Annotated in this window: 18 protein-coding genes; 13 read left to right on the forward strand and 5 right to left on the reverse strand. The window is 36.6% G+C overall.

Annotated elements, in window-relative coordinates; all coding sequences use genetic code 11:
- Window positions 1-30 precede the first annotated feature (30 nt).
- The 5 genes from HHU08_RS03905 to HHU08_RS03925 all read right to left on the reverse strand — a co-directional run bounded on the left by HHU08_RS03905 (window position 31) and on the right by HHU08_RS03925 (window position 5,536).
- Window positions 31-1,680, reverse strand: a complete 1,650-nt coding sequence (locus tag HHU08_RS03905; protein WP_169187842.1) for a glutamine--tRNA ligase/YqeY domain fusion protein — start codon at window positions 1,678-1,680, stop codon at window positions 31-33.
- 1,028 nt (window positions 1,681-2,708) lie between these two features.
- Window positions 2,709-3,035 (reverse strand): AzlD domain-containing protein, encoded by a 327-nt coding sequence (locus HHU08_RS03910; protein ID WP_016202246.1) that lies wholly within the window; start codon window positions 3,033-3,035, stop codon window positions 2,709-2,711.
- Complete coding sequence (locus HHU08_RS03915; RefSeq protein ID WP_016202247.1) at window positions 3,032-3,757, reverse strand: AzlC family ABC transporter permease; 726 nt, start codon at window positions 3,755-3,757, stop codon at window positions 3,032-3,034. Before HHU08_RS03915 ends, HHU08_RS03910 begins: the two co-directional genes overlap by 4 nt.
- A gap of 234 nt (window positions 3,758-3,991) precedes the next feature.
- Window positions 3,992-4,228, reverse strand: a complete 237-nt coding sequence (locus tag HHU08_RS03920; protein WP_016202248.1) for a hypothetical protein — start codon at window positions 4,226-4,228, stop codon at window positions 3,992-3,994.
- Window positions 4,229-4,318: 90 nt separating this feature from the next.
- Window positions 4,319-5,536, reverse strand: coding sequence for an MFS transporter (locus tag HHU08_RS03925; protein ID WP_016202249.1), 1,218 nt, complete (start codon window positions 5,534-5,536; stop codon window positions 4,319-4,321).
- 453 nt (window positions 5,537-5,989) lie between these two features.
- Between HHU08_RS03925 and HHU08_RS03930 the strand changes: the two genes are divergently transcribed.
- The 13 genes from HHU08_RS03930 (at window position 5,990) to HHU08_RS03990 (ending at window position 22,829) form a co-directional block, all read left to right on the forward strand.
- The gene (locus HHU08_RS03930) at window positions 5,990-7,336 is read left to right on the forward strand and encodes an aspartate kinase (protein ID WP_169187843.1); all 1,347 of its coding nucleotides are present in this window, start codon (window positions 5,990-5,992) and stop codon (window positions 7,334-7,336) included.
- Window positions 7,337-7,617: 281 nt separating this feature from the next.
- Window positions 7,618-8,427 carry a basic amino acid ABC transporter substrate-binding protein gene (locus HHU08_RS03935; protein WP_224428041.1) on the forward strand — a complete coding sequence of 270 codons (810 nt, stop codon included), beginning with the start codon at window positions 7,618-7,620 and terminating at the stop codon, window positions 8,425-8,427.
- 181 nt (window positions 8,428-8,608) lie between these two features.
- Complete coding sequence (locus tag HHU08_RS03940; protein ID WP_169187844.1) at window positions 8,609-9,265, forward strand: amino acid ABC transporter permease; 657 nt, start codon at window positions 8,609-8,611, stop codon at window positions 9,263-9,265.
- Complete coding sequence (locus HHU08_RS03945) at window positions 9,262-9,984, forward strand: amino acid ABC transporter ATP-binding protein (RefSeq protein ID WP_169187845.1); 723 nt, start codon at window positions 9,262-9,264, stop codon at window positions 9,982-9,984. Before HHU08_RS03940 ends, HHU08_RS03945 begins: the two co-directional genes overlap by 4 nt.
- Before the next feature lie 620 nt (window positions 9,985-10,604).
- The gene (locus HHU08_RS03950) at window positions 10,605-11,810 is read left to right on the forward strand and encodes an amidohydrolase (RefSeq protein ID WP_169187846.1); all 1,206 of its coding nucleotides are present in this window, start codon (window positions 10,605-10,607) and stop codon (window positions 11,808-11,810) included.
- A gap of 43 nt (window positions 11,811-11,853) precedes the next feature.
- Window positions 11,854-13,068, forward strand: coding sequence for a M20 family metallopeptidase (locus HHU08_RS03955; RefSeq protein ID WP_169187847.1), 1,215 nt, complete (start codon window positions 11,854-11,856; stop codon window positions 13,066-13,068).
- A 141-nt stretch (window positions 13,069-13,209) separates the two neighbouring features.
- The gene (locus tag HHU08_RS03960) at window positions 13,210-14,232 is read left to right on the forward strand and encodes an ABC transporter ATP-binding protein (protein ID WP_016202256.1); all 1,023 of its coding nucleotides are present in this window, start codon (window positions 13,210-13,212) and stop codon (window positions 14,230-14,232) included.
- Window positions 14,229-15,239 (forward strand): ABC transporter ATP-binding protein, encoded by a 1,011-nt coding sequence (locus HHU08_RS03965; RefSeq protein WP_205835569.1) that lies wholly within the window; start codon window positions 14,229-14,231, stop codon window positions 15,237-15,239. The genes HHU08_RS03960 and HHU08_RS03965 overlap by 4 nt, the downstream gene beginning before the upstream one ends.
- Before the next feature lie 15 nt (window positions 15,240-15,254).
- Complete coding sequence (locus HHU08_RS03970; RefSeq protein WP_016202258.1) at window positions 15,255-16,205, forward strand: ABC transporter permease; 951 nt, start codon at window positions 15,255-15,257, stop codon at window positions 16,203-16,205.
- Between the two features lie 12 nt (window positions 16,206-16,217).
- Window positions 16,218-17,144 (forward strand): oligopeptide ABC transporter permease, encoded by a 927-nt coding sequence (gene opp4C / locus HHU08_RS03975; RefSeq protein ID WP_016202259.1) that lies wholly within the window; start codon window positions 16,218-16,220, stop codon window positions 17,142-17,144.
- Between the two features lie 60 nt (window positions 17,145-17,204).
- The gene (locus HHU08_RS03980) at window positions 17,205-18,824 is read left to right on the forward strand and encodes an ABC transporter substrate-binding protein (protein WP_101729690.1); all 1,620 of its coding nucleotides are present in this window, start codon (window positions 17,205-17,207) and stop codon (window positions 18,822-18,824) included.
- A gap of 455 nt (window positions 18,825-19,279) precedes the next feature.
- Entirely contained in the window at window positions 19,280-21,037 is a 1,758-nt protein-coding gene (locus tag HHU08_RS03985; protein WP_169187848.1) for an ABC transporter ATP-binding protein, read from the forward strand.
- Window positions 21,000-22,829: an ABC transporter ATP-binding protein gene (locus HHU08_RS03990; RefSeq protein ID WP_169187849.1), complete on the forward strand. Its 1,830-nt coding sequence runs from the start codon at window positions 21,000-21,002 to the stop codon at window positions 22,827-22,829. The genes HHU08_RS03985 and HHU08_RS03990 overlap by 38 nt, the downstream gene beginning before the upstream one ends.
- Window positions 22,830-23,047 lie beyond the last annotated feature (218 nt).

A 23,047-nucleotide genomic window follows, 5' to 3' on the forward strand; every position in this document is an offset into this window, starting at 1 on the left:
CCTTTCTTGTTGTCCTACTGGTGTAAATTATTACAGTTTAAATGAACTTTTCAAGGAAACGATGCGGTTAAATACTGGCTTTTCAGGAGTTGTATATTTTGGATCCACATTAAAATATCCATGACGGAAGAATTGGAATTTATCTTGTGGTTTAACATCCTTCATATTTGGCTCAATGAAGCCTTGAATCACTTCAAGAGAATTTGGATTTACATAATCCAAGAAAGTTTTACCTTCTTCCATTTCTTCATTTTCGTCTGTAATAAGTGGTTCGAATAAGCGGAACTCGGCAGGTATCGCTTGAGATGCTTCTACCCAGTGCAATGTTCCTTTTACTTTTCTGCCTGTAAATCCAGATCCACTTTTCGTTTCTTTATCATACGTACAGTGTAACTCGATTACATTTCCTTCTTCATCTTTTATAATTTCTTCACACTTAATAAAGTAAGCATGCTTTAAACGTACTTCATTACCAGGAAATAGGCGGAAGTACTTTTTCGGAGGATTCTCCATAAAGTCTTCTTGTTCAATATAAATCTCACGAGAGAATGGAATTTGTCTAATACCCATCTCTGGGTTTTCTGGATTGATTTCAGCATCTAACATTTCCACTTGACCTTCTGGATAGTTAGTAATGACTACTTTTAACGGATTTAGAACACCCATTGTACGAGGAGCCTTTAACTTTAAATCTTCACGAACAAAGTGATCAAGCATTGCAGAGTCAACTGCTCCAGAGCCTTTTGAGATTCCTAATTCCATACAGAAATTACGGATAGCTTCAGGTGTTACCCCTTTTCTTCTTAAACCAGAGATAGTAGGCATACGTGGATCATCCCAACCATCTACATATTTTTCATCTACAAGGAGCTTTAATTTACGTTTACTCATTACGGTATTGGTAATATTTAAACGGCCAAATTCGATTTGTTGTGGGGTGCTTTCCATCTCACATTCACGTACAACCCAATCATAGAGTGGACGTTGGTCTTCAAACTCTGTTGTACAAAGAGAATGTGTTACTCCTTCCATTGCATCCTCTAATGGATGAGCAAATGCGTACATTGGATAAATACACCATTGATCTCCTGTATTATGATGAGTTGCATGTGCAATACGGTAGATAACGGGATCTCTTAAGTTAATATTAGGAGAAGCCATATCAATTTTTGCACGAAGAACCTTTTCCCCATTTCCGAATTCGCCATTGCGCATTGCTTCAAATAATTGAAGATTTTCTTCAATCGAACGAGTGCGATAAGGGCTTTCTTTTCCAGGCTCTGTTAATGTGCCACGGTATTCGCGAATTTCATCAGCAGATAAATCATCTACATAAGCTAGTCCTTTTTTTATTAACAGAACTGCACGGTTGTACATTTCTTCAAAATAGTCAGAAGCAAAAAGAAGATTTTCCCATTCGTATCCGAGCCATTCAACATCTTCTTTAATAGAGTTTACATATTCAATGTCCTCTTTTAAAGGATTTGTATCGTCAAAGCGTAAGTTAGTTTTACCTCCAAATTCATCTGCTAGTCCAAAATTAATAAAAATCGACTTAGCGTGACCAATGTGCAAATATCCATTTGGTTCTGGAGGAAAGCGGGTAATGACGGTATCATGCTTTCCTGTTTCTAGATCTTCTTTCATGATGTTTTTTATAAAATTAGAGCCAATCTCCAAGATTATAGCCACCTTTCTAATATGTATGAATACTTTTAGAATTTAGTATTATGCCTAGCCATTCGTCTATAAGGAAAATATCCAAACGATCTTAGTATGATTATATCAATAATATAACCAATATTTTATTATAAACTTCATAGAAAGGAAACGAAAGTACAATAAATTTGTTAATTTTTATTGATTTGGATGGTTTCTTGTCAGGTTATGGAGGTTTTTGGTAAAGTTATCCATTTTATTAGGTAGTGAGGATTGTTCATATGGTGGATGAAAGCCAAAAAAGGAGGGGGAAGAAAGAAAAGTGGTGTTCATAAGGTGGATGAAAGCCAAAAAAGGAGGAGCAAGAAAGAAAAGTGGTGTTCATAAGGTGGATGAAAGCCGAAAAAGGAGGAGCAAGAGAGAAAAGTGGTGTTCATAAGGTGGATGAAAGCCGAAAAAGGAGGAGCAAGAGAGAAAAGTGGAGTTCATAAGGTGGATGAAAGCCGAAAAAGGGGGAGCAAGAGAGAAAAGTGGTGTTCATAAGGTGGATGAAAGCCAAAAAAGGAGGAGCAAGAGAGTCAAGTGGTGTTCATAAACAAGATGAAAGTTGATAAGGAAGGAGCCAGAAAAAAAAAAAAGAGCGTTCATCAAAATAAAAAGAGGATGGGACATAACTAAATAGATACTCTGTAAAGACGAACAATTTCTAATATAGCTAGTAAATAGCGGCTGCTTTCGCATACTTTTTACAAGAGGAAATATAATTAGTTGGAAAAACAGAGCAGCCGGAATACACGAAGACTCCTATGGGATTAGCGAGACAGTCTGAGACCCTGCAGGCCACAGGCCGAAGCGGCTCAGCGCGAGCCCCATGGAAAGCGAAGTGTATTCCGGCTGCGGGGAATCGCACCAAACTTCATGGAAACATCCTTTGAAAAACAAATAAAAGCCCGAACAATTATACGGAACATTCATTAGCATCTTCGTATAATTGTTCGGAATTATCCTTGGCTGGAATACTTATGTCCCAGCCTCATTTTACAAAATAGCTACAATACCAATCTCACAACAGCCATACATACAACTCCGAATAATACAGTAGTTAATAAACTTTTACTAAGAAAAGCGACAATAATCGTAGGAATCGTTGCAAGAAGTGCTTCCCAATTAATGCTAATACTATTGCTTCCGCCAGTTTCTAAAAGACTTTCTACGATTAAACCGGTAAAAATGCATACAGGAAGATAGGAAAGCCACTTTTCCACAGATGCGGAAATAGTAAAATTGCGTGCAACTAAAAATGGGATTACTCTCGGAATAAACGTTACAAGTGTACAACCAATCAATAAAAGAAAAAAACTAGTATTGCTAATCATTTATCTGTCACCACCCCAATTGTAGCAACAATGATTGTTGAAAGAATGACACTTAAGCTGCTTGATAAAAAAGTAGAGAAAGTAAGCATGCAGATAATCATCAACGTGATTAACAATAAATAGTGTTTCAGTTTAGTAGGTTCAATTGTTTGTAATTGCAAAATCAATAAAGCAATAAACATAGCTGGCAAAGCATAATCCAATCCGAATTGTTCAGGATCGGGGAACCAGCCTCCAATATACCCTCCGACTGTACAAGCTGCAATCCAAACAAGGTAGGCAGTAAGATTTAGGCCGTTCATCCATCGATCATTAATTGGCTCTTTTCTGGCTATTTTGGTAATAGCTACTCCAAATGATTCATCTGTTACAAGACTTCCAATGCCAATGTTTTTCTGTATAGAATATTGTGTGAATTTAGGTGCTAGTGCTGAGCTTAACAACAAGTGGCGCAAATTTACAATAAATGTTGTAAGAATAATAGCGCTAATTGGACTTGATGTTGCAATCATCGCACAAATAATAAACTGGGAAGCCCCTGCATAAACAAATGTGGCAAGCAGGAAAACATGCAGGATAGATAAACCGGATGATACGCCGACTACTCCCATTGCGAGACCAATGCTAATATAGCCAAGCAATGTTGGAATACAGTCTTTCACTCCATCTAAATAGGAGAGGGTGTGCAGCTCTTCTTGTTCTTCTACTTTAATACTTTCCACGGTCAATCCCCTTTATCGCAAATTAGTAATTGCCTATATTATATAAGGACGTAAAAGTTTAGGCAATGTCTTACTATGAGGATAGTAGGGAGGGATATTTCTGATTATTCCACTTTTAACGGACAGTAAGACTCCCTCCTCAAGAAGAAGATAGGTGGGAGTCTTACTGTCCGGAAAGGTTCGATTGTTCAACTAACCATCAGCTGCTCCATTTTTCCAACTTATTCTTTTCTCCTATTGAAAAAACAACAATCTTTTAGAAAACAGCCAAAAATAAAAACCATTCTCATCATATCCAGAAGAATGGTTTTGTTTATATTTTTTTTCTTTTCGTGTTAATCTTTCCTGCTTTGTTTTTGTTTTTTTCGTAATTGGGACGATGGTTCCCCACGTTCCTCTTCGCATGGTTGTATCGAACCCATTTTCTCGCAATACTTTTTCTCGTTTCTTTCTTGCCGTTGATTTAGCCATAGTTAGCCTCCTTTTGATGACAATCATTTTTACTCTTTAATTATACATCATAAAGGAGGGAGATGTTACGATTTACACTATAATTTCTCGTTAAGAAATCGATTGTTTAGATAATTTAGGATGACGGTGCATCATTGAAAATAGGAAGATACCACTTGCTAATAAGAGAATACTGGTTGAAAAGAATACCATGGAGAAACCGAAGTTACCTGCGATTACTCCACCAAGGGCAGGACCAATAATATTACCGAGAAAACGAAGGCTTGTTTCATATCCCATTACTTCTCCTTGCATGGCAATGGGAACTTCTTGCCGTATATAGGCAACCCGTACAGGAACCATTCCCCCAATTGCTACACCGAGAATAAAGCGGATAATCAATAGCTGCCAGTATTGGTTAACAAAACCACCAGGGAAATAAATAATCCCAGCAATAAATAAGAGAATAACAAGTACTTTCAGGTGACCAGACCGATCCCCCATTTCTCCCCATTTTCTTGCCATAAGTAAGTTACCTAACCCTGCAGCTGAGAAAGCTAAGCCGGCGAAAAACGCGATATTCTCGGGACCATGCAGTTCACTGACATATAAAGACAGAATAGGCTGGATGCTGAAATGGGCAATTTGAATAAAGGCTGAGATAAGAAGCACGGTAATGAATACGGGATTTTTAAGAATATAGGCCAATACTTCTTTACTTGTATAGCTGCTTTTTGTACCCTTTTGAACAGGTAGAACAAACTCTTTTGTAGTAAATACTAGAATTGCAGATATAAAGATTGCAAGAGAAGTAAATCGGAAAGTCGCTGCATAGCCAAAGCTATCTGCTAAAACTCCTCCAAGTAATGGGCCAATCAATGCTCCCGTAATACTTCCTGTCTGTAATGTTCCTAATACTTTACCAGCAACTTTTTTGGGAGTTTGAGTGGAAATAAACGCTTGTGACATGGGAATAAATCCTGTGAAAAATCCAGTGAAAAAGCGAAGAATAAAGACTTCCCATACGGAATTGGCAAAGCTCATAAGAAATATCGAAATACCTAAACCGATTGCTAAAATAATCAGGATCGTTTTTCTGCCAAATTTATCGCCAATTTTTCCCCATATGGGTGAAAATAAGAAAGCTGCTACAAAGGTGACAGAAAAACAAAGCCCTGACCAATGTTGCACAAATTCTGATGAATATTGACCAAATGAATCAATATAAAGCGATAAAAAGGGGAGAACCATGGTCATGCAGGCACTTATAAAAAAGTTGGCAAACCACATGATTCCTAAATTTCGTTTTGAATATTTTTGGTTTTCCATTTTGTAAAACACTTCTTTCTAATATAGTAGAAATTGTTTAAGGTCTCCTCCATCTAGTATGGATAGAGAAGGCAAAAGGAGGGATGAGGAGATTGTTAGAGATTACACAATAAGTTTCGATTAACTAAATATTAGTTTAACGTAAAATTTACATAAAAGAAAGCATTTTGGAGTGTTCTTTTCTAACAGTCAAATCTAAATAGGTGTTGATTTTTCTATAAAAGTCTTTATTCTAAACGTTTGTAGCTATTTATAAAAAGTTAGATTAACATTAATTACCACATGAAGATAAAGTTACTTTTATCAAAATAAATCACATGTTGTTCTTTCTGAGAAAACAAATGTATTTTTAGAAAGGAAAGCACTTGATTATTTATTATGGAATAGTGATAATAACAATAGTAAACAATTTTGAAAATTATTACTATTTAATGATTAGTGGGAGTTGTCGAAATGAAGGTTGTCAAATTTGGGGGTAGTTCTTTAGCTACAGGAAATCAATTGGAAAAAGTGTTGCAAATAGTAAAGACAGATAAGGAAAGAAGGGTAGTCGTCGTATCTGCTCCTGGAAAAAGGTATGATTCTGATACGAAGGTTACTGATTTATTAATACAATGTGCGAAAGCGGTATTAAAAGGAAGCGGACCTTCTCCTTATTTAGAGGGAGTATTAGAACGGTATGCTAGTATAGCCAAAGAATTGGACTTATCGAGTGATATTATAACAAATATTAAAAACGACTTATTAGATTTAATAACTACTTCTTCTAATAAAGATTCATTTATGGAAGCAATGAAGGCAAGTGGAGAAGATAATAATGCTAAATTAGTCGCGCATTTTTTTAAAGCCAGAGGATTGGAGGCAATATACGTTAGTCCCAAAGAGGCAGGTTTAATAGTAAGTGATGATCCTGGAAATGCTCAAGTGCTTCCTGGATCCTATGACCGATTATATTCCTTAAGAGAAGAGAAGCGAATAATCGTATTTCCAGGGTTTTTTGGGTACAGCGAAGCGGGCGATGTAGTTACTTTTTCCAGAAGTGGATCAGATATTACTGGAGCGATTCTCGCTAATGGTGTAAAAGCAGATTTATATGAAAACTTTACTGATGTAGATGCTGTTTACTCCGTTAATCCTTCCGTTGTTAAGCAGCCAAAGGAAATTAAGGAGTTAACTTATCGCGAGATGCGTGAATTATCTTATGCTGGATTCTCTGTATTCCATGCCGAAGCCTTAATTCCAGCATACCGTGCAGGGATTCCTGTTCAAGTAAGAAACACAAATAATCCCTCTGCACCAGGAACAAGAATTGTTGCTTCTAGAAATAATACCAATGGACCGGTAATTGGTATTGCCAACGATAAAGGATTTTGTTCCATTTATATTAGTAAATACTTAATGAATCGAGAAGTAGGCTTTGCTAGGAAAGTTCTCTCGATTTTAGAGGAATATCATATTTCTTATGAACATATGCCGTCTGGAATTGATGATTTAACAATCGTTTTCCGTCAACATCAATTGACAGGAAAAAGTGAACAAGAGATTTTGGCAAGAATTTCAGAAGAACTGCAGGTAGAAGAAATAAAAGTTGAACATGATTTGGCACTTATAATGCTCGTAGGAGAAGGAATGCGACGTAATATTGGCACAAATGCCCGAGCATCCAAAGCACTTGCCGAAGCAGGTGTAAATATCGAAATGATTAATCAAGGATCATCTGAAGTAAGCATGATGTTTGGTGTAAAAGAAACGGTTGTTAAAAAAGCAGTTAAAGCACTTTATGAAGAGTTTTTTCAGTAAGAATTATTTCAACAATTTATAAATAAAAGAGAAGTTCATTTTCTAATAAGAGTTAGGAAAATAAACTTCTTTTTTTATGGTTTGTGTCAATAATTAGAATGTTAAGAAATTTTAAAAAGTTTTCTTGTATATAAATAAACAAAAAGTTATAATAAATGCATTACAAAAGTTAGAAGCTTTAATAGAAGATAGTAAGCAGAAATTTTTTTTTATCTTATATTGTTAGAAAATTCTATATTGTATAAATGTAGAATTTTACATCAAAAGAGGGGGATTTAAATTTGAAGAAAAAAGGAATGTTATTTGCTTTATTTATGTCCATTTTTCTTGTTTTAGCAGCTTGTGGGACAAGTTCTGAAAAAGCAAATAGTGATGGAGATGGCAAAAAGAAACTGAGAGTAGTTACAGACGCGGCTTATGCACCATTTGAATACATGGATAAAGACAAGATTATCGGCTTTGATGTAGATGTTTTTACTGCAGCAGCGGAAGAAGCTGGCTATGATTTTGAAATTGTCAATGTTGGTTGGGATCCAGTATTTGCAGAATTAGAAAATGACACAGCAGATGTTGGTTTATCAGCGATTACGATAAATGATGACCGTCTTAAGTCCTATGATTTCTCTGTTCCGTATTTTGAAAGCACCAATAAAATTTTAGCGCCAGAAGGTACAGATATTGAAAAAGCTGCTGATTTAGCTGATAAGACAGTTGCAGTTCAATCTGGGACAACAGGTGCAGATGCAGTCGATGCACTTTTAGGAAATGGCAATAAACAAGTAAAAAAGTTCGAAAATAATAATTTGGCTATTTTAGAAATGAAAAACAAAGGCGCAGATGCTGTAGTGGCAGATAATGCAGTACTAGAGGCTTATGCTAAAAATAATCCGCAAGATAACTTTACGGTAATTGAGGATAAAGAAGGATTTGAATCAGAATACTATGGCTTCATGTTTCCAAAAGATAGTGACATTGTAGACGATTTAAGCAAAGGTCTTAATGCTATTTTAGATAATGGAAAATATACAGAAATTTATCAAAAATGGTTTGGCCAAGAGCCTGACATTGATAATTTAAAAGCACAACAATAGAGAATATCGCATATGAGGAAGGGTACTCAAATGGGCATTACCCGCTTTGACAATGAGGGAGCACAATTTTTCTTCCAGATTGTATCTTAGTGAGGGAATGTCCCTTCTGGGTGCTCTTTTTTCGAGAAAAGAGGCAGTTTTCTAACAAGTGTCAGTCATATTGTTGTTTGGAGGCGAGGTTATGGATTTTAATTTTACGATTATTTTGGAATATGCAGACTTATTTAAAAAAGGTATATTAGTAACCATTCAATTATCCTTATATGCGATTGTGTTTGGGACGATTTTAGGATTATTAATTGGTCTTGGAAAAATAGCAAAAAATCAATGGATTGCTTTTCCTTTTCACTGCTACATTGCTGTTTTTCGTGGTACTCCTCTTTTTGTACAAATCTTAATTATTCACTTTGGCTTTATCCCGTTATTTTTAAATACAACAAATGCGATGATAGCCGCCATTGTTGCATTATCGCTAAATGCTGCTGCGTATATTGCAGAGATTTTCCGAGCGGGGATAGAGTCTATTGACCGTGGTCAGATGGAAGCTGGAAGATCTTTAGGAATGACACATGTACAGTCCATGCGGTATATTATTCTACCACAGTCCTTTAAACGAATGATTCCGCCCCTTGGTAATGAATTTGTCGTGTTAATTAAAGATTCTTCTTTAGCAGCTGTTATTGCTGCTCCAGAATTGATGTATTATGCAAGACTAATGATGGGGCAATATAACCGAGTTTGGGAGCCTTATTTAACGGTAGCTGTAATCTATCTCGTGTTAACATTAACATTAAGCTTCTTCTTAACTCGTTTGGAAAGAAGGTTGAAAACAGAATGATTGTTGTTGATAAATTAAAAAAGTCTTTTGGTTCTAATGAAGTCTTAAAAGATATTAGTGTAACTATTCATCCACAGGAAGTAGTCGTGATTATTGGTCCTTCTGGGTCAGGTAAGTCTACCTTTTTGCGATGCATCAATTTATTAGAAAGTATTACAGACGGGACGATTCATATTAAAGGAAAGAATATCATTGATAAGTCCACAAATATTAATGAAGTACGAAAAGATGTGGGGATGGTTTTTCAGCAGTTTAATTTATTTCCACATAAAACAGTTCTTCAAAATATTATGCTTTCACCAATGAAGGTGAAGAAAATTTCGAAAGAAAACGCTCAGAAAAAAGCATTAGAATTATTGAAGAAAGTAGGATTAGAGGATAAAGCAAATGTATATCCAGATTCGCTTTCTGGTGGGCAAAAACAGCGTGTTGCTATAGCGAGAGCTCTCGCTATGGAACCAAGTATTATGTTATTTGATGAGCCAACATCTGCGCTTGATCCAGAAATGGTAGGAGAGGTATTAGAGGTTATGAAGAATCTTGCAAAGGAAGGAATGACAATGATTGTTGTAACCCATGAAATGGGGTTTGCAAGAGAGGTTGGCGACCGTGTTATTTTCATGGATGGAGGATATATTGTCGAAGAAAATGCGCCAATAGAGTTATTTATAAGTCCTAAGGAGGAGCGAACAATCTCCTTTTTAGGTAAGGTCTTATAGAATATACCAACAAAAACGTGAAACTCCACTTGTTAGAGGAGTTTCATGTTTTTTCAGACTGTAGACAAACTCCTGAATTTTAGATATAGAGGTTTGTCTATAGTATATTTATTAGTCCCTTTGAATAGGGATGTTGACTTTCCGCTCCAGGGGTTCGCTTTCCGTGGGGCTCGCGCTGAGCCGCTTCGGCTTTTAGCCTGCAGGGTCTCAGACTGTCTCGCTAATCCCACAGGAGTCTCACCCCTTCCACTCCAAGCAACGCATGAAAATTCAATGTAAGTTTCTAAAAATCTTTTTGTCGACAAACTGCAAAAACGTGAAACTCCACTTGTTAGAGGAGTTTCACGTTTTTTTAGCAGGAAGAAGGAAGCATTTTTGAAGACAGGAAAAATAGATTTGTAAACGATAACAATCAATATATATCTTGATTTATCGAAAAAGTATTAGCAACGTAATTTATTCTGAATATTTTGATGATTAAAAATACTTATTATACATTGCTGAAAATTACCGTTACTATAAAAGAAATTACAACTAAGGGATATAGTGAAAGCAGCTTTTTTTCTTAACTTCCCAAGAAGTATTCCTTATTTATATGCAAATTTATTAGGAGGGGTAGTATGTTAAAAAAATGGCATAGTGAATTAGCCGAGATGTTTGATCAAATGGTTGAATGGAGAAGACATTTTCATCAGTATCCGGAACTATCTTTCCAAGAGGTGGAAACACCAAGGATGATTGCTGAAATTTTAGAAGGATTCGGTATTGAGGTAAGGAGAAATGTTGGTGGTAGAGGAGTTGTTGGGAAGATTTATGGTGGAAAACCTGGTAAAACAATTGCATTAAGAGCTGATTTTGATGCATTGCCAATCCAGGATGGAAAGGATGCACCGTATAAATCGAAGGTACCAGGTGTAATGCATGCATGTGGGCATGATGGGCATACAGCTACTTTATTAGCAGTGGCTAAAGTCCTTCAAGATAATAGGGAAAGTATTGCAGGGAATATTGTCTTACTTCATCAGCATGCTGAAGAGTTGTCTCCAGGTGGAGCAAAAGCGATGATTGAAGATGATTGTTTAAAAGATGTAGATGTCGTTTATGGTGCTCATCTTTCTTCTCTAAATGAATTAGGGAAATATTATTATAAACCAGGATATTCTCAAGCAGCAGCAGATGCTTTTGAAATTACGATTAAAGGAAAGGGCGGACATGGCTCTGCTCCTCATGAAACAGTAGATGCGATAGCTATTGGTACTGCGTTAGTTAGCCAGTTGCAATATATCGCTAGCAGGCGTGTGGACCCATTAAACCCAGTTGTATTGTCTGTTGGATCCTTCCATGGTGGAAATGCTAAAAACGTTATAGCCGATAAAGCGGTGATGACTGGAACTGTAAGAACGCTGGATACAGATTTACGTTTATTTATGGAAGAAGAAATAAAATTAATGGCCAACGAAATGTGTGAAAGTATGCAAGCTACATGTGAGATTAATTATATTAAGGGCTATCCTGCTGTTTATAATCATGAGGAAGAAGTAGAGGTTTTTGAAAAGGTAATTGAAGATACACTAGATAAGGACATGTTAGTGCGTTCTGTGCCAATTATGGGAGCGGAGGATTTCTCCTATTATTTACTCGAAAAGCCTGGAATGTTTTTTCATACAGGAGCAAAGGTAGCACAGGGAAAAGCTTATCCTCACCATCATCCAATGTTTGATTTTGATGAAAGAGCAATGATTTATGCGGGAAAAGCATTCTTGAGCATTGTCGATAATTATGTATCGTTACAAGTAAAAGAAAATCTTGCTGAACCAGTTTTGTAAGAAAAATGGCATTTTCAAAATTAATGGGATGGGAGCGAATAATATGTTAGAAACATGGTACAAAGAAATCGAGTCAATGTATGACCAAATGGTAGAGTGGAGACGATATTTACACGAAAATCCTGAGCTATCTTTTCAAGAAATAAACACAAGTAAAATGATCGGTGATTTATTAGAAAGCTTTGGAATCGAAGTAAGAAGAAATGTCGGTGGAAATGGAGTAGTCGGCAAAATCTACGGTGCCAAGCCAGGTAAAACAATTGCTTTACGAGCTGACTTTGATGCACTGCCTATTCAGGATGAAAAAAATGTCGAATTTAAATCGAAAGTGCCAGGCGTTATGCATGCATGTGGACATGATGGACATACAGCTACTTTATTAGCAGTCGCAAAGGTGCTCCAAGAGAATGCGGAGAATTTAGCTGGGAATGTGGTGCTGTTACATCAACATGCTGAAGAACTGCCGCCAGGTGGAGCCATTGCAATGATTGAAGACGGTTGTTTAGACGGAGTCGATGTCGTATATGGAGCACATTTGGCTTCGGGCACTGAGTTGGGGAGCGTTCTGTACGGGACAGGGCCTGTTTCAGCTGCGAGTGACTCCTTTGACTTGAAAATCCAAGGAAAAGGCGGGCACGGTGCTTCCCCTCATCAAACGATTGATGCTGTTGCAGTGGGTGCACAAATTGCTAATCAATTAAAACATATTGTAAGTAGAAGGATTAATCCACAGAAGCCTGCAGTTATTTCGATTGGTTCCTTCCATGCAGGAAATGCAGGGAATGTTATTGCAGATACGGCTGAATTAACTGGAACAGTCCGCACATTCGACGAAGATGTTCGCTTATTGATAGAAGAGGAAATGGAGCAGCTAATCAGTGGGGTGTGTAAAGCATTCCAAGCAACTTATGAATTTAGTTATTTAAAAGGATATCCATCTACAGTAAACACTGCAGATGAAACGAATATATTAGAAAAGTGTTTAATAGATGTTCTGCCGGAAAGTAAGCTTGAAAAAATAGACAAGCCAGGATTGGGTGGCGAAGACTTTGCTTATTATCTCCAAAATCGCCCTGGCTGTTTCTTTTCCGTAGGGGCTAGAAGCGAAGAGATTGATGCGATTTACCCTCATCATCATCCGAAATTTACCTTTGATGAAAGAGCAATGCTGCACACAGCTAAAATATTTTTAAGTTTGGTAGATTACTATACGAATGCAGAAAAGAAAGCAGCTTTAGTGAATAGTTCTACTATATAACTCGAAAAAATCTAGTGTGTTCATACTGGTGATAAGCGCCTTTCTGCTAGCAAACTTTCAATCACCTCTTTTGCGTAGTTAGTCGACCAGTTTGTACGCTGATAAGCAAGGCGCTTACGCTTTTCATATAGGAGGGGAAGTATGGGTCAGTATATTTTAGAAGTAGATAAATTGCAAACGGCTTTTCGGACTGATAAGGGGGAGGTTGTTTCGGTAGAAGAGGTTACCTTTCATCTTCAGCCAGGTGAAACGATTGGTATTGTTGGAGAATCTGGCTGTGGGAAGAGTGTTACTTCCTTATCAATTATGAGATTACTAGGAAAACATGGTTATATAAAAAAAGGATCGATTAATTTAAGTGGAAAAGAATTAACGAAACTCACGGAAGCTGAAATGCGCAAAGTTAGAGGGAATGAAATATCAATGATTTTTCAAGAACCGATGACTTCTTTAAACCCTGTTTTTACTATTGGTAATCAAATGGTGGAATTAATTCGTTTACATATGGGTTTAAGCGCAAAGAAAGCCAAAAGCTATGCAGTAGAAATGCTGAAAAAAGTAGGGATTCCAAGAGCTGAAGTGATTATTGATGAATATCCACATGCGCTTTCTGGAGGAATGCGTCAAAGAGTAATGATAGCGATGGCTCTTTCTTGTAAACCTAAGCTGTTAATTGCAGATGAGCCAACAACTGCATTAGATGTAACAATTCAAGCGCAAATTCTGGAATTAATGAAAAGTTTAAAAAGTGAGTCCGAGACAGCTATTATGATGATTACTCATGACTTAGGAGTAATTGCAGAAATGGCGGATAAAGTTATTGTCATGTATGCGGGACAAGTAGTAGAAGAGGCAGATGTCTTTACTCTTTTTGATGAGCCCAAGCATCCCTACACGAAAGGTCTAATCGACTCTATCCCGCATTTAGAGTATGATTCCCAAGAAAAATTATATTCCATTCCAGGCTCTGTTCCAACCTTGCAGCAAATGCCAAAAGGCTGTAGATTTCACACTCGCTGTCCCCATGTCACCGAAAAATGCATTTCTGACAAGCCTCCCCATATTAGTTTAGACAACAAACCAGATCATAAGGTTCGTTGTTGGTTATATGAGACAAATCAGCAAGAGGGCATGTACAAAGAAGAAAGGGAGGTTCATGTATGAGTGTAGAAATGTCGGTTAAAAAAGACGGAATATTCAAAGAGTTAAACCCGTTAGTCGAAATTCAAAATTTAAAGAAATATTATCCGATTAAGAAAGGGATATTATCGAAAACAGTTGGCCATGTAAAAGCGGTAGACGGTCTGAATTTTTCGATTTATCCTGGCGAAACGATTTCTCTTGTTGGAGAGTCAGGGTGTGGAAAGTCTACGACAGGAAGAGCAATCGTGAAACTAGATCCACCGACAGAGGGGAAAGTGTTATTTGAAGGAAAAGATATGGCGACGATTCAGAATAAGGAGTTAAGAAAAATTCGGACAGATATGCAAATCATCTTTCAAGATCCTTATTCTTCACTTAATCCACGAAAGCGAATCGGCGATTTATTGGCGGAACCATTAATTGCTCACCAACTTGCTACAAAAGAAGAAGCAAGTAAAAAGGTAGATCGAATGCTAGAAATAGTAGGATTGACTAAATTTCATAAAAGTAGATACCCTCATGAATTCTCTGGAGGTCAAAGACAAAGGGTTGGTATTGCAAGAGCCCTTATGCTAAATCCAAAATTAATTGTTTGTGATGAACCAGTATCAGCGTTAGATGTGTCTATTCAAGCGCAAGTATTAAATCTGTTGAGGGATTTACAAAAAGAATTTAATTTAACCTATTTATTTATCGCCCATGGGTTAGGTGCGGTTAAGTATATTAGTGATCGCATTGCTGTTATGTATTTAGGGAAAATTGTGGAAATTGGAAAGACTGAAGAAATTTTTAAAAATCCTAAACATCCCTACACGAAAGTGTTATTAAGTGCTTATCCAATTCCTAATCCTCATCTTCGCAATCGAGAGAGGATTGTGGTGGAAGGAGATGTTCCAAGTCCTGCAAATCCACCAAAGGGCTGTAGATTCCATACTAGATGTCCAATGGTTCAAGCTATTTGTAAGGAGAATGAGCCGCTATTAGTTGCAACAGATCATTCAGTTGCCTGTCATTTTCCACTAAATTAAAGGAGGGAGATTCACTTGTTCCAATATATTATCAGGAGACTATTAATTGCTATTCCAGTGTTGTTAGGGGTAACTATATTTAATTTTTTAATTATTAACCTAGCTCCTGGTAACCCTGTGGATATGTACATTAATCCAGATACTACTCAGGCGGATATTGATGCAAAGAAGGAAGCGCTAGGGCTTAATGATCCTATCTTTATTCAGTATTTTAGATGGCTTGGAAATCTTCTGCAAGGAGATTTTGGATTTTCCTATACAACGTATGAACCAGTGTTGGATTTAGTGTTAAATCGAGTTGGACCAACGCTGCTCCTCATGAGCACTGCCTTAATTATTGCTTATATTATTGCCATTCCAATTGGAATTTTAAGTGCAACTAAACAATATTCTTGGATCGATTATTTAACAACCACTTTTTCATTTTTAGGCGTATCCATTCCTAATTTTTTCTTAGGATTAGGAAGTATTTACGTATTTGCACTCGTTTTGAATATTTTACCAACAGGTGGGATGTTTACATTAGGAAGCAATGGTGGATTTATGGATACATTCTTTCATCTCATCATGCCAGCAGCAATATTAGGGACTGGGATTGCGGGAAGCACCGTGCGTTATGTTAGAAGCAGCATGCTAGAAGTACTTGGACAGGATTATTTACGTACTGCTAGAGCAAAAGGATTAAGGGAATTTATTGTTACGAATAAACACGGATTAAAAAATGCACTTATTCCTATTATTACAATTATCGGGATGGAGATTCCGGTATTAATAGGAGGAGCCGTCGTAACGGAACAAATTTTTCAATGGCCTGGTTTAGGGCAATTAACGATTCAGTCCATTTCATCACGTGACTATCCTACTTTAATGGCTATAAATTTTATCGCTGCACTTGCAGTATTATTCTCTAACTTGCTTACTGATATTTTATATGCCGTTGTGGATCCACGAATAAAGTATAACTAAGGAGGAGTGAATATGAGTATTCCTAATGTGAAAATGGATACGGAACTGCCAGTTAATACTGTGGTGATTCCTGTTCAAGAGCAGCTAGGGAATGAAGAGAGCTACCTAAAATTAATAACAAAACGCTTTTTTAAACATAAGCTAGCCGTCGTTGGACTGATTATTTTTTCATTAATGGTTCTGATTGCAATCTTTGCTCCAGTTATTGCGCCACATAATCCGTATTCTGTTGATGGCGAATTTGCTGCTGCTCCTTCTGCAGAGAATATCCTTGGTACAGATGAAGTGGGAAGAGACTTGTTTAGCCGATTATTATATGCTGCTAGAGTTTCTTTGTCGGTAGGAGTTGGTGCAGTAGCAATCTATGTTGCCATCGGTACAATTCTCGGAGCAATTGCTGGATACTTTGGAAAATGGGTAGACATGGTAATCATGCGTATTACGGATGTATTCATGTCATTCCCTTATTTAATGGTTATTTTAGTGCTTGTAAGTATAATGGGACCTAGTCTATTTAACGTTATTTTAGTATTAGGTTTACTTGGGTGGCCGTCGATTGCCAGACTAGTAAGAGGGTGTGTATTAACAATTAAAGAAATGGATTACGTGAAAGCTGGTGTCGCTTTAGGTTATTCTACACCTAAAATTGTCTTCCAGCATATTTTGCCTAATTGTATTGCACCAATTCTTGTAAATGCTACATTTGGTATCGCTTCTGCCATTATTATGGAAGCATCTCTAAGCTTTCTAGGGATGGGGGTTCAGCCTCCAACAGCGAGCTGGGGCAATATGCTTAACGAAGCTCAATCTATTACTGTACTAGCAACACAGCCTTGGTTATGGATTCCGCCTGGAGTCATGATATTACTTGCTGTCTTATCCATTAATTTTATGGGAGACGGTTTAAGGGATGCAATGGATCCAAAGAGCTTTAAATAAGAAGGCAGTTGTCTAAAAGATTCTTGTTTTTCAATAGAAAAAATAGATGGGGGAAATTTGATGAAGAAATTTAAGACAATTTTTAGCATAGTTTCCATTGGGGTTTTATTATTACTTTCAGCATGCTCGGGTGTAAATAATCCAGCATCTTCTGGTAGTGGGGCAAAAGAAAATACGATGTATCTCGGACTTGTAAATGCCCCAGTTAGTTTTAATCCTATTAACTCTTCTGATATTGCGGCATCTTGGTTAGAAAAGTTTATGTTTGATACCTTTTTGGAGATGACTGGACCATTAGAATTTACACCAAAGCTGGCGGAATCCTTTGAAACGGAAGATAATCAACTATTTACAATCAAGATTAACAAGGATGCAAATTGGACAGATGGAACACCGGTTACTTCTGCGGATGTTGCTTTTACTTTAAATTTAGTTGCTAATCCAAAGACAGAAACAGCAGTGGGAGCGTATTTGACCGTATTAGACGGTTTGACAGAAAATGGGAAATTTCCGGACGGTGTAACAGAAATACCATCTCTAACTATTGTTGACGAGAAGACAATTCAATTTAAAACAAAGGCACCAGTTGACCCGAATATGGTGAAAGAACAACTTGGTTCGAAATTTATGATTCTACCAGAACATAAATTAAAGGATATTGCTCCAGAAAATCTGCAAAAAGATCCTTTCATGATGAATCCAACAGTAACAAATGGACCATTCAAGTTTGTTAAATATGCAAAAGACCAATATGTAGAATATGCCAAAAATGATGATTACTATTTAGGTGATGTAGAACTAGATAAATTATTTGTGAAGATCATGCCAGCTGCGAACCTTGTTGCACAGTTGCAGACAGGCGAAATTAATATGAACGCTGCTGGTGGTATCGGGAAAATTGCTGTTCAAGATTTTGAGACTGTAAAAGGATTCGATAATGTAACAACAACAACAGATAAAACATATGGGTATCAAAATATGAGTTTTAATATGGAAACAATAACAGATAAGAAAGTAAGACAGGCAATTGCCTATGCAATCGATCGTCAAAAAATTGTCGATCAGTTACTTAAAGGAGAAGGAGAAATTGTGGACGGACCGTATACGTCTATAAGCCCTTATCTTGATACAGAGTTAGAGACATATACGTATGATCCAGAGAAATCAAAACAATTGTTAGAAGAAGCGGGCTGGGATTTTAACAAGACAATTGAATTTGTTGTTCCAATCGGTAACAAAGTACGTGAGCAATCAGCCAATATTATTGCGGAAAATCTCAAAGCAGTTGGATTAAAACTAAATACGACTACGTATGACTTCCCTACCATCATGTCAAAAGCAAAAGCTGGTGATTATGACTTGATGCTAATTGGCTTTACTAATACAATTGATCCAGATTTAACAACGATTTATGGATCTAGCGGGTCAAGTAACTATACAAAGTATAACAACCCAAAGGTAGACGAGTTGCTGGAGAAAGGGAAACAAGAACCAGATACGGAAAAACGGAAACAGATTTACAACGAACTTCAAGCAATTTGGAGTGAAGAGATGCCAATCTTTACATTATATTCCGACTATGACTTTGCGGCAGTATCTAAAGATGTAGCATTCGGAGCACCAAAGGTATTTGGTTTCCATAATGAATTATATAAATGGTCGTTGGCCGGTGCCAATTAAAGAAATAAGACGAGCGACTAAGCCCACTAATCTGGGCTTAGTCGTTCTTTTTTTGTTAGAGGTTAGTAGAAGGACGGTGGGGACTGAAAAATTTAAGCAGTTAAGGGTGCGATGGTAACAGAGAAGTGTTCCCTGTGCCCGAGAACAAGAGGAAAGGCGGGAAAAGGTAACAGAGAAGTATTTTCTGTGCCCGAGAACTAGAGGAAAGGTAGAAAAAGGTAACAGAGAAGTGTTCCCTTTTGGAAGCTGAATTCTTTCTTTTTGAGTTTTTGCAATAAAATAAAATTAAAAGAAAAATCACTTCTATTACACCTTTATCATTTTATTAAATATGAAAATTATGGTTTTCTATCTTGCTAAAAAGAGGTATGATAAAAATAATTTAGCAAACCTAAATAAATTCCATCGATGGTTGGAAATGAATATTTACCAACAGAATTAGGCTGGAGGGAAAAATGGCAAAAATATTTGGTAGACTTCGAGAATATAAACTAAGTGTAACGATTGCTCTTATTCTTATGTTAACAGAGCTCGCAGTCGAATTAGTTCAACCGCTAATTATGGCTAAAATCATTGATGATGGTTTGGCTCACCAAGACACAAAAATTGTGCTCATTTGGGGAGGAATGCTCATTTTATTTTCGCTTGTAGCTTTTGCTGCTGGGATCATCAATACATTTTATTCTTCCCATGTTTGTCAGAATTTTGGCTATAGTCTTCGCAATGAGTTATATCAAATCATTCAATATTTTACCTATTCGAGCAGCAATGTGTTTGCAAGTTCCTCATTGATTACCAGATTAACCAATGATATTACACAACTCCAAAACACGATATTTATGGGATTGCGATTTTTATTAAGAGCACCTCTTTTAATCGTTGGAGGAATCGTTATGTCCTTTTTAGTTAATGTGAAATTAGCGCTCATATTGGCGATTACGATTCCATTAATTGTTGTTATGTTTATTTGGGTTATCAAAATAGGAAGAACCCTTTTTCAATCTGTACAAAAGAAACTGGATCATGTTAACAGTGTGATGCTTGAGAATTTAACAGCAGTCAGACTTATCCGTGCATATATCCGTAAGCAATTTGAAAGAAATCGTTTTATGCATACGAGTGAGGACTTAAAAGATCTTACCCAAAAAGCATTACGAATTATGGAAACTACTGTACCACTCTTATTATTTGCCATGAATCTATGTATTATTGGGATACTTTGGGTTGGTTCCGGACAAATAAATACAGGAGAGGCGCAGATTGGAGAGGTAGTAGCCGTTATTAATTACACACTAAGAATTACTTCGTCCATTTCTGTAGTAAGTATGTTAGTAATGGTTATCTCTCGTTCAAAAGCATCAGCTGATCGGATTCAAGAGATTATTGATATCGAAGAAAAGGATGCGGATAATTTCGACGGAAGTGCGAAATCAAAAATTAAAGGAAAAATTAATTTTCAGCATGTATCCTTTCGTTATCCTTCTAATAGAAGAAATACGATTGAAAATCTACAATTTACAATTAAGCAAAAAGAAAGGATTGCTATATTAGGAGCAACTGGATCAGGAAAAACGACACTTTTTCAATTGATTCCGCGACTTTATGAACCAACAGAAGGAACTATTCTAATAGATGACAAACGTATTGATTCATACTCTTTAAATGCTTTAAGAAAACAAATTGGGTATGTACCACAGGAATCGATGCTTTTTACCGGCACAATTAAAGAAAATATTATGTGGGGAAATCCAAATGCTACCTTTGAAGAAGTAGTGCAGGCTGCAAAAGATGCCCAAATCCACGATACTATTATGTTAATGCCTAATACATACGATACAAGAATTGGGCAAAAGGGGGTTAATTTATCGGGAGGACAAAAGCAACGCCTTTCCATTGCAAGGGCACTTGTTAGAAAACCAAGTATTCTCCTTTTAGATGATAGTACAAGTGCATTAGATTTGAAGACAGAGAAGAAGCTTCTCGATGCAGTCGCATCTTATCAATGTACGCTTCTACTAATTACTCAAAAAGTATCTACAGCTATGAAGGCAGATCGAGTGATGCTTATAGAAAACGGAAAAATTGTAAGTTTTGCCTCTCATGATCAATTATGGAAAACAAACAGCCTTTATCAAAAAATAGTAGAATCCCAACTAGGGGAAGGAGAGTGGGACAATGCAAAGGGAACTAACCGATCCATTTCGCTATCCTAAACCTAACTTAAAGCCAGATGCTTCAGTAGTTAAAAAAGGGAAAAAACCAAAGAATATGGGAAAGACCTTATACAGGTTATGGGGCTATCTTGCACAAAAAAAGAGATTATTATTTCTTGTATTAGTGATGGTTGCCTTAAGCTGTGCATTAGGTTTATTAGGACCATATGTTTTAGGAATGTCTATTGACCGTTTTATTGTAAATAGAAGTTTAGATGGCTTTACAGGAATGCTTGTAGCGCTTGGTTGTATTTATTTTCTCCATTCAGTGGCGTTATTTTTGCAAAATTATTGGATGATTGGTATTTCACAAACGACTGTTTTCCAATTGAGAGCAGACTTATTTCATCAATTTCATGAATTACCGATAAGTTATTTTGACAAAAAACAGCATGGTGAATTAATGAGTCGTGTAACCAATGATATTGAAAATGTAAGCTCCACCTTAAATAGCTCGGTTATCCAGATTTTTTCTAGTATTATCACATTGATTGGGACAGTAGTCGTTATGTTTTTGCTTAGTCCGTTATTAACGTTTCTTACTTTAACAATTGTCCCAGTTATGTTTATGGGAATGAAATGGATTACAAGTAGAACAGGCGTGTTATTTAAGGAGCAGCAAAAAAACCTAGGAGATCTAAATGGGTTTATTGAGGAATCCATTTCTGGTCAAAAAATCGTTAAAACTTTTTCTTTAGAGGAAAAAATGATTAATGATATGAAAGAAAAGAGCGACGAGCTAAAGAATTCCGCTTATTGGGCACAAGTATACTCAGGATTTATTCCGAAACTAATGAATATGTTAAACAATGCTAGCTATGCCATAATTGTTGGAGTTGGTGGGCTATTAGCATTGAAATCAGGTGCTGTGTCTATCGGGGTTATTGTTATTTTTGTAGAATATTCGAGACAATTCACTAGACCATTGAATGACTTATCAAATCAATTTAATACATTGTTATCTGCGATTGCAGGTGCAGAAAGAGTATTTGAAGTATTAGATGAAGAAAGAGAAGAAGTAGATGAAAAGACAGCAATTGTAATGAAAGAGATTAAAGGAGAGGTTCAATTTAGTCATGTTTCTTTTTCTTATGAGTCAGATAAGGAAATATTAAGGGATATTCACTTTAAAGTAAAACCAGGTGAAACAATTGCGCTGGTTGGACCAACTGGAGCTGGAAAAACAACCATCATCCAGCTAATAACGAGATTCTATGATGCAACGACAGGGAACATATTGGTGGACGGCCAAGAAATTACAAAAATAAAAAGAGAAAGCCTCCGCTCGCATATGGGATTTGTCCTTCAGGATAGTTACCTATTTGAAGGAACAATCAAGGAAAATATTCGCTATGGCAGATTGAATGCCACCGATAAGGAAGTCGAGAATGCTGCAAAGATGGCCAACGCTCATGGCTTCATTGAACATCTTTCGGAAGGCTATGACACGATTCTTTCTGCAAATGGAAATGGAATAAGTCAAGGGCAGAAACAGTTGTTATCCATCTCCCGAGCAATTCTAGCCGATCCGTCCATTCTTATACTAGATGAAGCAACAAGTAGTATTGATACAATTACCGAGGTGAAAATTCAAGATGCTTTAAAGCGCTTGATGAAAGGGAAAACAAGTTTTGTTGTTGCCCATCGACTAAATACCATTAAACATGCAGATGTGATTCTTGTTTTGGATAAGGGGATGATTGTTGAAAAAGGATCGCATGAAGAATTATTGAAGAAACAAGGTTTTTATTATGAATTACATCAAAATCAATTTTCCGAAGCGAGCGAATAAATCCTAACAAATGAAACAATATTGCACCAGTTGGTCAATAATATATTTTAGTCTGAGAAGAACAGTTCCAACCTTTTAACTGTTATAGTAGGGTTTGAAGGAGAACTGTTCATTTTTTGACAAAAAGTATTGGATAAAAATGATATTTGACTGACCGGTCATTTTTGTTTACAATAAAGATAGATTCGGTGTATGTCAACAATCCGAAAATAGCCCGA

The sequence above is a fragment of the Niallia alba genome (assembly GCF_012933555.1).
GTDB classification, from domain to species: Bacteria; Bacillota; Bacilli; order Bacillales; family Cytobacillaceae; genus Niallia; species Niallia alba.

Bases quoted from the DNA above. Each gene is read 5' to 3' on its own strand.
- HHU08_RS03910 (WP_016202246.1), bottom strand. From the start codon at position 3,035: ATGATTAGCAATACTAGTTTTTTTCTTTTATTGATTGGTTGTACACTT.
- HHU08_RS03920 (WP_016202248.1), bottom strand. From the start codon at position 4,228: ATGGCTAAATCAACGGCAAGAAAGAAACGAGAAAAAGTATTGCGAGAA.
- HHU08_RS03925 (WP_016202249.1), bottom strand. From the start codon at position 5,536: ATGGAAAACCAAAAATATTCAAAACGAAATTTAGGAATCATGTGGTTT.
- HHU08_RS03930 (WP_169187843.1), top strand. From the start codon at position 5,990: ATGAAGGTTGTCAAATTTGGGGGTAGTTCTTTAGCTACAGGAAATCAA.
- HHU08_RS03940 (WP_169187844.1), top strand. From the start codon at position 8,609: ATGGATTTTAATTTTACGATTATTTTGGAATATGCAGACTTATTTAAA.
- HHU08_RS03945 (WP_169187845.1), top strand. From the start codon at position 9,262: ATGATTGTTGTTGATAAATTAAAAAAGTCTTTTGGTTCTAATGAAGTC.
- HHU08_RS03950 (WP_169187846.1), top strand. From the start codon at position 10,605: ATGTTAAAAAAATGGCATAGTGAATTAGCCGAGATGTTTGATCAAATG.
- HHU08_RS03955 (WP_169187847.1), top strand. From the start codon at position 11,854: ATGTTAGAAACATGGTACAAAGAAATCGAGTCAATGTATGACCAAATG.
- HHU08_RS03960 (WP_016202256.1), top strand. From the start codon at position 13,210: ATGGGTCAGTATATTTTAGAAGTAGATAAATTGCAAACGGCTTTTCGG.
- HHU08_RS03965 (WP_205835569.1), top strand. From the start codon at position 14,229: ATGAGTGTAGAAATGTCGGTTAAAAAAGACGGAATATTCAAAGAGTTA.
- opp4C (WP_016202259.1), top strand. From the start codon at position 16,218: ATGAGTATTCCTAATGTGAAAATGGATACGGAACTGCCAGTTAATACT.
- HHU08_RS03980 (WP_101729690.1), top strand. From the start codon at position 17,205: ATGAAGAAATTTAAGACAATTTTTAGCATAGTTTCCATTGGGGTTTTA.
- HHU08_RS03985 (WP_169187848.1), top strand. From the start codon at position 19,280: ATGGCAAAAATATTTGGTAGACTTCGAGAATATAAACTAAGTGTAACG.
- HHU08_RS03990 (WP_169187849.1), top strand. From the start codon at position 21,000: ATGCAAAGGGAACTAACCGATCCATTTCGCTATCCTAAACCTAACTTA.